This window comes from Amycolatopsis sp. NPDC049868, assembly GCF_044461365.1.
GTDB lineage: Bacteria > Actinomycetota > Actinomycetes > Mycobacteriales > Pseudonocardiaceae > Amycolatopsis.
On sequence record NZ_JBITKV010000004.1, the window covers coordinates 22,500 to 36,103 of the forward strand.

At 69.8% G+C, this 13,604-nt stretch carries 12 protein-coding genes; 9 read left to right on the forward strand and 3 right to left on the reverse strand.

Features of this window, described 5'->3' with window-relative positions:
• The first annotated feature begins 14 nt into the window (after positions 1 to 14).
• Both ACIBTM_RS18715 and ACIBTM_RS18720 read left to right on the forward strand, forming a co-directional pair.
• Entirely contained in the window at positions 15 to 746 is a 732-nt protein-coding gene (locus tag ACIBTM_RS18715; protein WP_395878172.1) for an aminoglycoside adenylyltransferase domain-containing protein, read from the forward strand.
• A 79-nt stretch (positions 747 to 825) separates the two neighbouring features.
• Positions 826 to 1,749 carry an alpha/beta hydrolase family protein gene (locus ACIBTM_RS18720; RefSeq protein ID WP_395878174.1) on the forward strand — a complete coding sequence of 308 codons (924 nt, stop codon included), beginning with the start codon at positions 826 to 828 and terminating at the stop codon, positions 1,747 to 1,749.
• Between the two features lie 42 nt (positions 1,750 to 1,791).
• On the opposite strand, the gene ACIBTM_RS18725 is transcribed toward ACIBTM_RS18720, so the two are convergent.
• Together ACIBTM_RS18725 and ACIBTM_RS18730 are read right to left on the reverse strand one after the other, a co-directional pair.
• A complete protein-coding gene (locus tag ACIBTM_RS18725) occupies positions 1,792 to 2,451 on the reverse strand; it encodes an LD-carboxypeptidase (RefSeq protein ID WP_395878176.1) in 660 nt (219 codons plus the stop codon).
• A 12-nt stretch (positions 2,452 to 2,463) separates the two neighbouring features.
• Entirely contained in the window at positions 2,464 to 2,859 is a 396-nt protein-coding gene (locus ACIBTM_RS18730) for an ATP-binding protein (protein WP_395878178.1), read from the reverse strand.
• Between the two features lie 668 nt (positions 2,860 to 3,527).
• Between ACIBTM_RS18730 and ACIBTM_RS18735 the strand changes: the two genes are divergently transcribed.
• Positions 3,528 to 5,402, forward strand: a complete 1,875-nt coding sequence (locus ACIBTM_RS18735; protein WP_395878180.1) for a Calx-beta domain-containing protein — start codon at positions 3,528 to 3,530, stop codon at positions 5,400 to 5,402.
• Between the two features lie 53 nt (positions 5,403 to 5,455).
• On the opposite strand, the gene bla is transcribed toward ACIBTM_RS18735, so the two are convergent.
• Positions 5,456 to 6,349: a class A beta-lactamase gene (gene bla, locus ACIBTM_RS18740; protein WP_395878182.1), complete on the reverse strand. Its 894-nt coding sequence runs from the start codon at positions 6,347 to 6,349 to the stop codon at positions 5,456 to 5,458.
• Positions 6,350 to 6,450: 101 nt separating this feature from the next.
• On the opposite strand from bla, the gene ACIBTM_RS18745 reads away from it, so the two are divergent.
• The 6 genes from ACIBTM_RS18745 to ACIBTM_RS18770 all read left to right on the forward strand — a co-directional run bounded on the left by ACIBTM_RS18745 (position 6,451) and on the right by ACIBTM_RS18770 (position 13,490).
• On the forward strand, positions 6,451 to 7,332 hold the full coding sequence (locus ACIBTM_RS18745; protein WP_395878184.1) for a LysR family transcriptional regulator: 882 nt from the start codon (positions 6,451 to 6,453) through the stop codon (positions 7,330 to 7,332).
• Positions 7,329 to 8,231: a serine hydrolase gene (locus tag ACIBTM_RS18750; RefSeq protein WP_395878186.1), complete on the forward strand. Its 903-nt coding sequence runs from the start codon at positions 7,329 to 7,331 to the stop codon at positions 8,229 to 8,231. Before ACIBTM_RS18745 ends, ACIBTM_RS18750 begins: the two co-directional genes overlap by 4 nt.
• Before the next feature lie 82 nt (positions 8,232 to 8,313).
• The gene (locus tag ACIBTM_RS18755; RefSeq protein ID WP_395878188.1) at positions 8,314 to 8,769 is read left to right on the forward strand and encodes a flavodoxin family protein; all 456 of its coding nucleotides are present in this window, start codon (positions 8,314 to 8,316) and stop codon (positions 8,767 to 8,769) included.
• Positions 8,770 to 8,899: 130 nt separating this feature from the next.
• Complete coding sequence (locus ACIBTM_RS18760; RefSeq protein WP_395878190.1) at positions 8,900 to 10,708, forward strand: alpha/beta hydrolase; 1,809 nt, start codon at positions 8,900 to 8,902, stop codon at positions 10,706 to 10,708.
• A gap of 205 nt (positions 10,709 to 10,913) precedes the next feature.
• On the forward strand, positions 10,914 to 11,831 hold the full coding sequence (locus ACIBTM_RS18765; protein WP_395878192.1) for a helix-turn-helix domain-containing protein: 918 nt from the start codon (positions 10,914 to 10,916) through the stop codon (positions 11,829 to 11,831).
• A 282-nt stretch (positions 11,832 to 12,113) separates the two neighbouring features.
• Entirely contained in the window at positions 12,114 to 13,490 is a 1,377-nt protein-coding gene (locus tag ACIBTM_RS18770) for an MFS transporter (protein ID WP_395878194.1), read from the forward strand.
• The last annotated feature ends 114 nt before the right edge of the window (positions 13,491 to 13,604 follow it).

Sequence of the window (13,604 nt, forward strand, 5' to 3'; positions counted from 1 at the left end):
GTGATCGTTGAGGCATGCGCATCAAGCCTCTGCTGGACCATCTCGACCGTGAGGATCCCGGCGGCGTCCTCGGGTTGTATCTCTACGGCTCCGCCGCGGCGGGCGGGCTCAAACCGGACAGCGACGTCGATCTGCTGCTGGTCACCCGCCGGTCGCTCGGCGAAGAAGAACGCGCCGCGCTGGTGTCACTGCTGCTGCGGCTTTCGGGCTGGCGTGGCCACGCCGACCGCTTTCCCGAGGCGGCGGACCGGCGTCCGATCGAGCTGACCGGGATCGTGGCCGGGAGTGAACCGTCTCGCCGGGATTTCCAGTACGGGGAATGGCTTCGGGAAGAGTTCGCCGAGGGCCGTCTTCCCGGGCCTGTCGAGGATCCCGATGTCGTGATCCTCGCGGCCACGGCCCATGCGGCGCACCGGGTTCTGCGCGGCCCTGACTTCGCGGAGCTCGTCGATCCGGTGCCGCCGGATCTGCTCCGCGAGGCGGCGCTCGGCGTCATTCCCGGCCTCTTGTCCGAGATCGAAGGCGACGAACGCAACGTCCTGCTCACGCTCGCGCGCATCGTCGTGACCGTCGAAACGGGCCGGATCGTCTCGAAGGACACCGCCGCGGCGATGGTCGATGGTGGTGTGCTGCTGGAGCGCGCGCGGGCGGGATACCTCGGTACGGCCATCGATGACTGGACCGGGCTTTCGGCGGAGGTGGCCTCGCTCGCGGGTGCTCTCGCGGACCGGGCGAGGGGCGTTTGACAAAGCGGAACACTGCTCCGTATGTTTGTGGAACAGTGTTCCGCTTAGCGCGGGCGCCTTCTCGCAAAGGAAACTCACCATGAGCACGCCAGTGATCTCGATCGCCCCGGTGGAGCTGTCCACGCCGGACCGGGCCGTGGACCTGCGGCTGCGGATCTCCGCGCCGGCGACCGGAAACGAGCTGCCGATCATCCTGCTGTCGCACGGCCAGGGACCTTCGAACCATCTCTCGTCCCTGCACGGCTATGCCCCGCTCGTGAACCACTGGGCGGGGCACGGGTTCGCCGTCGTCCAGCCGACCCATCTGAGCTCGCGGACGCTGAACCTGCCGCCCGGCGACCCGGAAGCGCCGCTGTACCAACGGTCCAGGGCCGAGGACATGATCCGGATCCTCGACCGGCTCGACGAGATCGAGGACGCCGTCCCGCAGTTGCGCGGCAGGCTGGACCGGGGGAGGGTCGCGGTGGCCGGGCATTCGATGGGCGGGCACACCGCGAGTCTTCTGCTGGGTGCGCGATACACCGATCCTCACAGCGGCGAGGAAGTGCGCCTCGCCGAGCCCCGGATCTCGGCCGGTGTCCTGCTCGCCGCGCCCGGCCGCGGCGGCGACGCGGTCACCGGGTTCGTGGCCGAGAACTACCCCGTCCTTCTCAGCACGGACTTCTCCGCGATGACGACACCCGCGCTCGTCGTCGCCGGGGACAAGGACGCCTCCGGTCATCTGACGGTTCGGGGCCCGGAATGGCACACCGACCCGTACTTCCTTTCGCCTGGCCGGAAAACGCTGCTCACCCTGTTCGGCGCCGAGCACGGACTCGGCGGGGTGTCCGGCTACGACGTCGCCGAGACGACGGACGAGAACCCGGATCGGGTGGCCGCGGTGGGGCACCTCACCTGGGCCTACCTCCGGTCCGAGCTCTACCCGGGCGACACGGCCTGGCTGACGGCTTGCGAGGAACTGGCGGCGGCGCCGGATCCGCTGGGCCGGGTCGAGTCGAAGTAGTTCAGCGCACCGCCGGTTCGACGGTGAGCGTTCCCGATCGGATCAGCTGGGGCAGCTGGCGATCGATCTGACCGAGCCCATCGTTCGGTAGCCACCCAGTCCCGACGCTATGAACGGTCCGTTCCTTGCAAATTTTGCAAGGAACGGACCGTTCATAGCGCACCCGAGGGGAGTGGCGACCGAGATCAGGAACGCCAGGAGCCCCGCTCCTGAAGCAGGATCGCGGTGCAGCACGGCGGGCTCACCGGCCATCAGCAGCTTGCGGGTCGCGGCCGCGGAACGGGAGCCCGCCAGGAAACCGTGGATCCCGGCCAGTCCGCAGTGCCGCCAGAGCGCGAGGTGCAGGGCGGTGATGTCGCTGAAACCGACCATCGGCTTGGGATCGGCCAGTACCGCGGCGAAGTCCAGGTCGTCGGCGATGCGGTACGCGCCCGCTCCGCCACGGGTGGCGATCACCGCGCGGACGGCGGGATCGCGGAACGCGTCGTCGAGGTCGGCGAGACGGTCTTCGTCCCGGCCGGCCATGAAGCCTCGCTGGTCGAGCGCGTGCGCCCCGATTTCGACCACCAGTCCCCAGCTTTCCAGGACCGCCTTGGTCTCGGCGACCAGTTCGCGGCTTGGAAAGCTGGCGGGGGAGTCGAGGCGAACGTGGTCACCCGGCCGTGGCATCGGCGCGATCAGGGTGCTGCGCGGGGCGATCACGCGATGATCGTGTCAGAGCACCGGGATCTCCGCCCACACCGTTTTGAATCCGGCGCCGGTGTGCACGCCCCATTCGGTGCTGATCGCCTCGACCAGCGCCAGCCCTCGACCGTGGGGGCTCGCCGGGTCGTCCTTGAGCACGCGGCGCGGCCGCAGGCGCGGACGGTGGTCGTCGACTTCGATGCGGACGACGTCGCGGCCCGAGGGGACGGAAACCCTGAGCCCGGCGACCCCGTCCGCGTGTTCGTGCGCGTTGGCGACCAGTTCCGTGGTCAGCAGCTCGGTGTCCGCGATGGTGGTCCGTCCGATCTCGCTCAGCTGTTCTCTCAGCCAGGCCCGGACTTCTCCCAGTGGCGGGGCGATGCCGATGGGGAATTCGTAAGCCTGTCGTGTTCTCGTGATACCCACGCGTTCTCCTTAGCGGGTTTCCCAGCTGGGCCAAGAGCATGGGCGCAGGCATGGAGTACCCAAGGAGTGCGGGGTTCACACGTGGGCTCTGCCGGTCTGCGTCAGGGGCGTGGGGGGGGGGGGGGACAAGGGGCCAAACAAAAACCCCACAAATGGTTGTAGAAACACCACCGGCCCCCGCCCCACCCCCCCCCCCCCCCACCCCCCCGCCCCCCCCCCCGCCCAGCCCCCCCCCCCCCCCCCCCCCCCCCCCCCCCCCCCCTCCCCCCCCCCCCCCCCCCCCCCCCCCCCACACCTCGGTGCCACGACGGAACCCGATGTCTCGCCACGGTATCGAGCGGCGGGCGGCGTTACGACATTCGGTGACTGTTCGCTGATGGGCGCCGGATGAATGCGGATTCCGTCCGGCAAAGCGATCACGGAATCCGCAGGAAGCTTCGACACCTCTCACGCTGAAGAGTGAGGGGTGTCCAAGGTCCTTCGGCTGGACGGCGCAATGCGGACCTGGTCCGCGTAGCCCGGATTCGCGGTAACAGCCGGTCGGGTGCCCTGACACAGGGCGCACTGGGTGAAGTCCGGCTTTCGCGCTAACGAAAAGCGGAATATTCCGTCTTTCCGAGGAAACCCACAGGAATTCCGGCTCCGGCCGGGTCTGAGGAGGGAAGTCCATGTCACGAAGACCACTGCTCGTCGTCCTGGCCGCCGTCACGGCGATGCTCGCGTCCACCGCGGTCGCCGCCGCGGCTCCGCCGGGAGTCGACCCGGCCACGGTCGATCTCACCCTCGACGCCGGGCAGAGCAAGACCGTGATCAAGAACGTGACGACCTCGGCCGTGCCGCCGAATCCGGACCTCGTCCTGCTCGCCGACACCACGGGCAGCATGGGCGGGCCGATCGGCAACGTGCGGTCGAACGCCGGCACCATCACCGGTGACGTGCTCGCCGCGCAGCCGACCGCGCAGTTCGGCGTCGCCGAGTACAAGGATTTCACCGACTCGGTGCCGTTCAAGGTCAACCAGGGCATCACCGGGGACACGACCGCCGTCCAAGCGGGGATCAACCAGTGGGCGGCCGCGGGCGGCGGGGACACACCGGAAGCCAACCTGAACGCGCTTTACCAGCTGGCCACCGGGGCGGTCGCCTTCCGGCCGGACGGCACCCGCATCATCGCGTGGTTCGGCGACGCGCCGTCGCACGACCCGAGCGGCGGGCACACGCTGGCCCAGACCATCGCGGCGCTGCAGGCGGCGAAGATCCGCGTGATCGCCGTCAACGTCGGCGCGCTCGACGCCACGGGCCAGGCGTCCGCGATCACCTCGGCCACGGGCGGTGTCCTGCTGAACAACGTTCCGGCAGGCCAAGTCTCGCAGGCCATTTTGGACGGTATCAAGTCCATCGAGGTCACCGTGACGCCGAAGGTGACCAGCTGCGACCCGCAGCTCACCGTCACCAACGATCCCGGCAGCGTCAAGGTGACCAGCGGCGAGGTCGCCACGTTCACCGAGACGATCAAGGTGGCGGCCGGCGCCGCTCCCGGCACCTACCAGTGCGTCGTCGACTACCAGGTCGACGGGGTTTCTCGTGGGTACATCGAGACCACCACGGTGCGGGTGCTCGGGTTGAGCATCAACGACGTGACGGTCAACGAGGGCTCCGGGGGCGCGCAGGTCCCGGCGACCTTCACGGTGTCGCTGCTCGGCGGCCCCAGCCCGAACCCGGTGACGGTCCAGTACGCGACCGCCAACGGCACCGCGACCGCGCCCGCCGACTACGCGGCGGCGAGCGGGACGGTCACGTTCGCCCCGGGGCAGACGGCCAAACCGGTGACCGTCCTGGTCGACCCGGACACGGTCGACGAGCCGGACGAGACCTTCACGGTGAACCTCTCGGCACCGTCGGGCGCCGGTCTCCTCGACGCGACCGGGGTCGGCACGATCGTCGACGACGACCGTGACGGCTTCTTCTCCTGCACGGGTACCGCTGCGAACGTCCTCGGCGTGACCGCGGCACGGGCCAACCCGGCGAACCTGCCGTGTGCCGACGACAGCAGCACCGTCGCCGCCGCGACACTCAACGCCGGCCTGATCAAGGTCGACGCCAAGGTGCTGACCGCGTCGACCGATCTCACGCCGGACGACCAGTCGGTGGCTCCGGCCGCGGGCGATCGCGCGCTGGCGTCGGCCAAGATCGACAAGACGGTGATCAGCACGCTCGGGCTGACCATCGAACTCGGCGTGATCCAGTCGCAGGCGACCGCGACCTGCCGGCCGTCTCCGGGCGGGCTCGCGCCGGTGCTGGCGGGCAGCTCGAACGTCGCCTCGCTGAAGATCAACGGTGAGTCCATCACGGTGGGCGCGGCGCCGTTGACCATCCCGCTGGTCATCGGTTCGTTGAAGCTCAACGGCCAGACCGTGGCGAACGGCGTCGTGAAGCAGCAGGCCGTCGCGCTGGACACCGCGCTCGCGAAGATCGTGCTCGCGGAGTCCCAGGCCGACGTGCACGGAACCGCGGCGCATCCGGCGGGCAACCCCTGCCGTCGCTGAGCCGCTGAACCCCGCCGGGACGGACGGATCCTCGTCCGTCCCGGCGGGACAGGTCAGGGGAGGGCCTTCATCGCGGCCGCGGTGGCGTCGGCGAGAAGCTTGTTGTCGATCTTGGCGTCCTTCTCCGGCCGGTCGGTGAGCACCGAGATGACGATCGGTGCCCGGTTCGGCGGCCACACGACCCCGATGTCGTTGCGCGTGCCGTAGCCCGCCGTGCCGGTCTTGTCGGCGACCGCCCAGCCGGGCACCCCGGCGCGGATGTTCTGGTCGCCGGTGGTGTTGGCGCGCATCATGTCGACGAGGATCTTGCGTTTGTCCTCGGGGAGGGCGTCGCCGAGGGCGAAGGCGCGCAGGCTCACGGCGAGGGCACGGGGTGTGCTGGTGTCCCTGTTGTCGCCGGGCGCCGTGTCGTTGAGTTCGGGTTCGATCCGGTCGGCGTGGCTCGTGGTGTCACCGATCCCGCGGAACACCGCGTTCAGTCCTTCGGGGCCGCCGAGTTCGCGGAAGAGCAGGTTCCCGCCGGTGTTGTCGCTGTACCGGAGGGTCGCGTCCATGACGGCGCGCAGCGGCAGACCCGTCGCCACGTGCTTCTCCGTGACCGGCGAGTTGGCGACCAGGTCCTGCTGCCGGTAGGTCACCGTGCGGTCCAGCTCGGCGACCGGCGTCCGCTGCAGGACACCGCCGGCGCTGAACACCTTGTGCGTCGAGGCGTAGGCGAAGCGTTCGTCGGCGCGGAAGGCGACCTCGCGGCCGGTGGCGGTGTCCACCGCGTACACCCCGAGCCGGGCGCCGAAGGCCCGTTCGAGCTGTTCGAAGTCGGCGCGTCCGGACGACGCGACCGGGGCGGTGGCCGCGGGCGGCTGTGCCGGAGCGGGTGTGGAACACGCGGCGAGTGACACGACCGAGAGCGCCAGCAAGGCGGCCCACCGGCGAGAAGTGACGGACACGATGATTCCTTTCAAGATCGTTCGATGTCCGCAGTCTGTCCAGCACCGGTCATGCTGTCCAAGACACGAATGACGTCTTTCATGCGAAACGCGCATAGTATGTGGTCGTGGACCTGATCGGGAGTTGCCGGGCGTTCGTGAGCGTGAGCGAGGCCGGGACGTTCACCGCCGGAGCCGCGCTCGCGCGCATCCCCCAACCGGTGGCGAGCCGCCGGATCGCCGCGCTGGAACGGCATTTCGGCGAGCGGCTGTTCGACCGCTCCACCCGGCGCGCCATGCTCACCCCGTTCGGACGGGACATGTTGCCGTCGGCGAAACGGCTGGTGGCCTTGGCCGACACCCTGGAACACGACGCGCGGCGCGCCAGGTTGCGGCCGATGCGGCTGGCGATGCCGGAGACCTGCACCGTCCGCGAGCTCGCCGAACTCGACGCGGCGGCGCGAGCGCTGGACGTCTTCCTGGAGTTCCGGCAGGCGCCGCCCCGGGAACGGGCGGAACTCGTGCGCACCCAGGAGGTCCGCGCGGCGCTCACCGCCGTCCCCGGCGAGGAGGGCACCTGGAAGGTTCCGCTCGGGCTGGCGGGCGGAGGCAGACCGCGAGCGGACGTCCTCCATCTGGAGACGTTGCGGGTCGGCCGGTCCGGCGGTTCGCCCCGGCGGGTCTGGATCCAGCCCGAGGACGACGTCCCGCATCTCCGCGACCGCCTCTTCCGGATCAGGGACGCGGTGGGGCTGCGGCCCGCGCAAGTTTCCGTCGCCGATTCGCTCACCGCAGCCGCCGCGGCCGTGTTCGGTTCGGACGATCTGCTGCTGTGCTCGGCGGCCCAGGCCACCGAGCTCGGCTTGAACTGGCGGCAGGCCGGCGAGATCCGGCTCGTGCGCGGGTTCGAGATCACGGCGGGGCCCGGTGAGGACGCGCAGCGGCTGCGGGCACGATTGTGGCCGGACATCGCCCGATGTCTCGGCGCGGAGGAGACGACGTGAACACGGAAACGCCGCTCATGCGGCTGCGCGCCGAATTGGCCGACGGTGGCCTGCGGGGTTCGTTCCTCGTGCGTGATCTGCGGACCGGCTACGAGGCGGGCATCGACCCCGACCTCGAGTTCCCGAGCGCTTCGCTGGTGAAGATCCCGCTCGCCGCGGCGACCCTGGAGCGGATCCGCCGCGGCGAGCTGGACGGCTCGGCGCCGCTCGACGTCGAGCCGGGGCGGGCCACCGCGCCGGGGCCGACCGGGCTGACGCGGTTCCGGCATCCGGCCAGGGTGGCGATCGACGACCTGCTGTACCTGACCATGGCCATCAGCGACGAGACCGCCGCGGACGCGCTGTTCGCGCTGACGCCACCCGCCGAGGTCACCAGGATGACCCGCGAATGGGGCGTCACCGGGATCACCGCGCGGCATCCGGCCGCGGACCTCAGCGACACCCCGGCCGAACGTTTCGACCCCGCCGACGTCCACCTCGCGCACGCGCTCGCGATCAACGCGGGCACCGCGGGGCAAGGCCATCCCGTTCCGCAGCTCGACGTCACTCGCGCGAGTTCCGGTTCGGCCCGCGCGTTCGTGAACCTGCTCGAAGCGCTGTGGAAGCCGTCCAAAGTGGACGAAGAGGTGGCGGCGCGGGTGCGCGAGCTCATGGGGCTCAACCTGTTGCGCCAACGGCTGAGCCCCGATTTCGTCTCCGACGCCACGAAATGGTCGTCGAAGACGGGCACCGTGCTGAACCTGCGGCACGAGGTCGGGGTGGTCGAGCACGCCGACGGCGGGATGTTCGCGATCGCCGCGCTGACCGAATCCCGGGTGCCGGCGGCGATCCAGCCGGAGGCCGAAGTGCTGATGGCCCGCGTGGCGCGGGAGCTGCGGGATCACCTGCGCGAGGGGTGACGCGGGACACGGCGCCCGATGTCACGATCTTCGTCTCCGCCCGGTTCCTAAGGGAAAAGGACCGGCGAAGTGGAGGATCGGCATGAAGGTCGTCATCGTGTGCGTATCGGTGTCCCACGGCAACACGGAGAGGGTCGCCGAGGTCATGGCGGGGGTGCTCGGCGCCCGCGTCGTCAGCCCCGAGGAGATCGGGCCCGCCGACCTCGATTCCTGTGACCTGGTGGGATTCGGTTCGGGAATCTTCGGCATGGACTTCCATCCGCGCCTGCGCCGGTTCGTGCGGGAGCTGCCGGGGGAACACCGGCGGAAGGCGTTCGTGTTCACCACGAGCGGGCTGCCCGAGCCGCCGTTCCGGCGCTACCTCCGCCGTCTGGCACGGCTCCTCGGCCACAAGGGATTCGACGTGGTGGGCACCTTCTCGTGCCGCGGCTTCGACACATGGCTGCCGTTCAAGCTCGTCGGTGGTATCGGCAAGGACCGTCCTGGTACGGCCGATCTCGACGCGGCGCGGCGGTTCGCCGAAAGCCTTGCGAGCTGAACGCGAGCAACCGCGATCGTGTCGAGATCCCGCCATGTCGGGTATCCGCCAGCTCGTGGCCGTGTGGGAAACCTGATCACCGGTCTTTACTTCACGTACGGACGTCGGGGGGCTCCTGTCGAAAGGGATCATGGTGATCAGTAGTACGAGAAAGACGCGGAAGGGCACGGTGGCACTGGTCGCCGGTGCGTTCCTGGCCTCGGGCCTGGTGCTGGCCCCCGCCGCGGGTGCGGCTCCCGCGGCGAAGGCCGAGCCGGACACCGCGGCGCTGGCTGGCGCGCTGACCAAGCAGGCCGTGGCCTGGGGCGAGTGCTCGTTCCCGTCCGTCGCGCCGGCGACGGAAGCGGAGCTGAAGAAGGTCAAGGGGCTGGCCTGCGCCACCGTCCAGGTGCCGCGGGACTGGCACAACCCGCAGGACGGCAACACGATCGGCGTCCGCGTCTCCAAGACCGGGACCGCCTACCCCGGCACCGGCAGGCAGGGCGTCGCGCTGGTCAACCCCGGCGGACCGGGCGGCGAAGGCCTCCCGTGGGGCGCCGCGATGGCGATGCGCAGTCCCGTGCTGGCCTCGCAGTACGACTTCGTCGGTTTCGACCCGCGCGGTGTCGGCCAGAGCACCCCGCTGACCTGTAGCTACACCGTCCCGGACAGCACTGATCAGAACGTGATCAGCCGGGCGAAGGTCGAGGGCTGCCTGAAGAACCCGCTGACGAAGTTCATCACCACCGAGCAGACCGCGTACGACATGGACTTCATCCGGGTCCTGCTCGGGGAGAAGAAGACCAGCTACATCGGCTACTCGTACGGCACCTGGCTCGGCACCTGGTACGCCACCACCTTCCCGAGCAAGGCGCACCGGTTCCTGCTCGACTCGTCGACCGACGCGAGCCGCCCGACCCTGGAGAAGACCTGGGACCTGCAGCCGCGCAGCCGTGACCGCCAGTTCCAGGAGGCGCTGCTGCCCTACGTCGCGCGCAACGACGCCAAGTACAAGGCGGGCACCGACCCGCTCGAGATCCGCCGCAACTGGGAGAAGGCGGGCGGCACGCGGGAATTCGCGGGCATGCTCTACGCCGCGTGGTTCATCATCCCGGCGATGTACGACACCACCCAGTACCCGTCGGCGGCCTCCATGGTGGCCGCGCTGGCGAAGGGACCGGCGCCCACCGGGACCGACGCGGAGAAGCTGGAGCAGGTCGTCGCGAAGGCTCTCGCCACCCCCGGCCTGACCGACGCGAACAAGGCGTTCCTGAACAAGGCCAAGGGCAACGCGCTGGAGGCCATCGCGAAGAAGGACTCGGTCGAGCGCAAGGCCTCCTACCAGGGCGGCGCCGAGGTCGAGACCTGGGACGCGGCGTTCGAGGCGATCCGCTGCCAGGACGGTCAGTGGAACCAGAACCTGCACTACTGGACTTACTGGCAGGCCGACCTGACCGTGAACGCGCCGTTCATCGCGCCGATCATGGCCCTCTCGGGCGCGCCGCTGTGCGCGTTCTGGCCGACTACCAACGCCAAGCCGGCGCCGGACGCCAAGACGTTCCCGAAGCTGCTGATCGCGCAGACCGAACTCGACGCGGCCACGCCGTACGAGGGCGCGCTCGCCACCGCGAACGGCCTGCCGGGCGCCAAGATGATCAGCGTCGACAACGAAGGCAGCCACGGGATCTTCCCGTACAACACCGACTGCGTCGACGACCCGATCGTCGCCTACTTCCAGACCGGCCACACGCCGAAGAAGAAGTTCACCGGCTGCCAGGGCCTGCCCTTGCCCGGTGAAGACAAGACGGTCGAGGTCGGCGGCAACCTCGGGCACGACGGGAAGATCAAGATCAAGATGATCACGCCCCAGGTGCGCAAGGCGAACGAGATCGTCCGTGAGCTGCTCGAAGGCACCGCCACGCCGGAAGCGGACGAGAAGGGTATGCCCGCCAACGCCTGATCCCCGGCGGCGTCGAACAAGGGCTCCCGCGGGCCGATCCGGTCCGCGGGAGCCTGTCGGCGTGATCCGTGACGGTTTCGTTATCGGTCCAGCCGCACGATCCGGCCGCTTTCCCCCTCAAGTCCAGTGAACGGAATCAGCGATTCCGGAAGGCGTGACATCGATGTCACGCCGATCGATCCTGGGGTGGGGGAGGAGAAGCGTCATGCTCGCCGAGTCGCGAGGCCTGTCGATGGAGGCCGAGCAGCTGTACCGGGCCCTGCTGGACGGGTGCCCCGGCACACCCGGTGCCGAACTGGCGGAGCTGGAGCGGTTCGGCCTGATCCGCGCCGGCGAGTCCGGGGTCGAGGTGTGCCCGCCGCGCGCGGCCCTGTCGGCGTTCGCGGCGCAGCACGAGGCCGCCGCCGTCCGCGCACGGGAAGCGGCCGAGGTGCTCGGCGCCGCCTACTCCCTGCGGACCGGCCGGGACGCGGACTTCGTCGAGGTGCTGCGGAGCCGGGACGAGGTGATCGCGACCTTCGAGGCCATGCAGACGCAGGCGGCCGTGGACATCGTCGCGCTGGACCCCGGGTCGTACATGAGCCCGAAGGCCGAAGTGAGCACGGTGCAGCCGGGTTCGATGGCACGCGGCATCGCGTACCGCGTCGTCTACGACTCGTCCGTGCTGCGGACCGACGACGGATTCGCCCAGGTGCAGTCGAGTATCGCGCTCGGGGAGCAGGCCAGGGTGTTCCCCAGGCTGCCGCTCAAGCTGGTGATCGCCGACAGCGGCAAGGCGCTGATCGCCGTCCCGAACTCCGACGCCGGTGACGTGCTGGCCCTGCTGATCCATCCGTCGATGCTGCTGAGCGCGCTGATCGAGCTGTTCGAATCGTTCTGGCGGATGGGTGTACCGGTGCGGGCGGGTGGTCCGGACGACGCGGAAGCGACGCAGGAACCGACCGTCGCCACGCGCCGTCTGCTCGCGTTGCTGAGCGGAGGCCTGACCGACGAGGCGATCGCGCGCGAGCTCGGCATCAGCGAACGCACGGTCCTCCGGCGGATCAGCCGCCTACAGCAACTGCTGGGCGCGCAGACCCGGTTCCAGCTGGGAGCGCAGGCTTCGCGGCAGGGGTGGCTCTAGTTTTATGGCGTGAGTGTCAATGGGGGCGGCGGGAATTGTCACGAGAGACCGGGGCCGGGTTTCGTGAGTGGTAAAGACGGTGCTCGGGGTACCGGACTCGCGTGATCGGAGACGGATCTCGTGTGATTGGAGACGGAACTCGCGTGAGTAGAGGCCGCACACCCGAGTGCGGCCTCCGATCACGTAAGTTCCGTGTCCAATCACGCGAGTTCGGCGTCTGATCACACGAGTCACGGCTTCGCCCCGGCCGCGAACCGTCCTCTTCACTCGCGAGGAGCCGAAATGGGACCGACGCTCCTCATGATCGGGCTCGGGGCGTTCGTCACCACCCTCGACAACACGATCGTCGCGGCGGGCGCGCCTTCGATCGCCCGGGAGCTCGGCCTGGATCTGTCCACGCTGCAATGGGTGAGCATCGGCTACATGCTCCCGTTCGCCGGGCTGCTGCCGGTGGCCGGAACGCTGGTGGACCGTTGGGGCCAGGCAGCGACGCTGCGGGCCGCGCTGCTCGCGTTCGGCGCCGGGGCGGCTGTCGGAGGGTTCGCCACGACGGCGTGGCTCGTCATCTCCGCGCGGGTGCTGCAGGGCGTCGCCGCGGCGTTCCTGGTCCCGGCCCTGCTCAGCCTGCTCCGCACCAACCTCGACGCGCGAAGACGAACGGTCGGCGCGACGGTCTGGACAGCCTGCCTCGCGGCCGCTCTCGCACTCGGCCCGACACTCGGCGGGGTGCTGAGCGAATATCCGGGCTGGGGCTGGATCTTCTTCATCAATCTCCCGTTCGTCGCGGCGATGCTGATGCTGGTGCGCAAGGTCGCCCTCGCGGATCGTGATCCGGCGGAGGGGAGGCCCGCCGTGGTCTCCATGCTGGTCGTGACCACCGCGATGGTCCTGGTCACCGCCGCCGTGGTGGAGCTGAACGTGCTGCTCGGTGCGGCGGGGACAGCCTTCGCGATCTGGTTCGTGCGCAGGGAAAGACGCGCGCGCGTGCGGCTGGTGCCGTCGGCGCTGACCGGAACCCGGGTCTTCACCGGCGCGCTCATCGTGCAGTTGCTGTGGGGACTGGGGGTTTCGGGGGTCTTCTTCTTCACACCGTTGCTGCATCAGGAATCCCTCGGCCTCGGGCCGACGCTGGCCGGATTGCCGCTGGTCGTGGTGGCGGTCGCGGTCGTCGCCGCCACGCCGCTGGTGCCCTGGGCCGTACCACGGTGGGGTCCACATCGGACGGTCGCGGTCGGGCTGGCCACGGTGGCCGCCGGACTGCTGGCGGTCGCCGCGGTCAACCACGTGCCGGAAATACCGCCGAGGATCCCCGGGCTGGTGCTGATCGGCGCCGGATCGGCCCTGACCACCCCGTTGACCTCGTACGCGTTGGAAGTCGTCGCCGAGCGGCACGCGGGCACGGCCTCCGGACTGCTCACCGCGTCCCGTGAACTGTCGAGCGCGCTGGGGGTCGCGCTGATCGGAGCCGTGCTGTCGGTGGTCCGCGCGGCCCGGTTCGACGAAGGTGCCGCGGCCGCGCTGGCCGACGGCTACACGGCGGGTCTGCTGACCGCGGCGGCGCTGCAACTCGCCGGAGCGCTCCTCGCGCTCCGGCTCCTGAACCCCCGAAGTTCGTCCCGAAGTGACAAGCGGGGTGCCCCCTTTCTCACTTCCCGGTGAGCACGTCCGTGCGAGCACCGGCATTCCATCATCCTTTCATTGACACCCTTCCCGGGACGTCCATACAGTTCCGGGCAGATAAAGAACGGTCTCCGGAATGGAATCCGCTTTCGG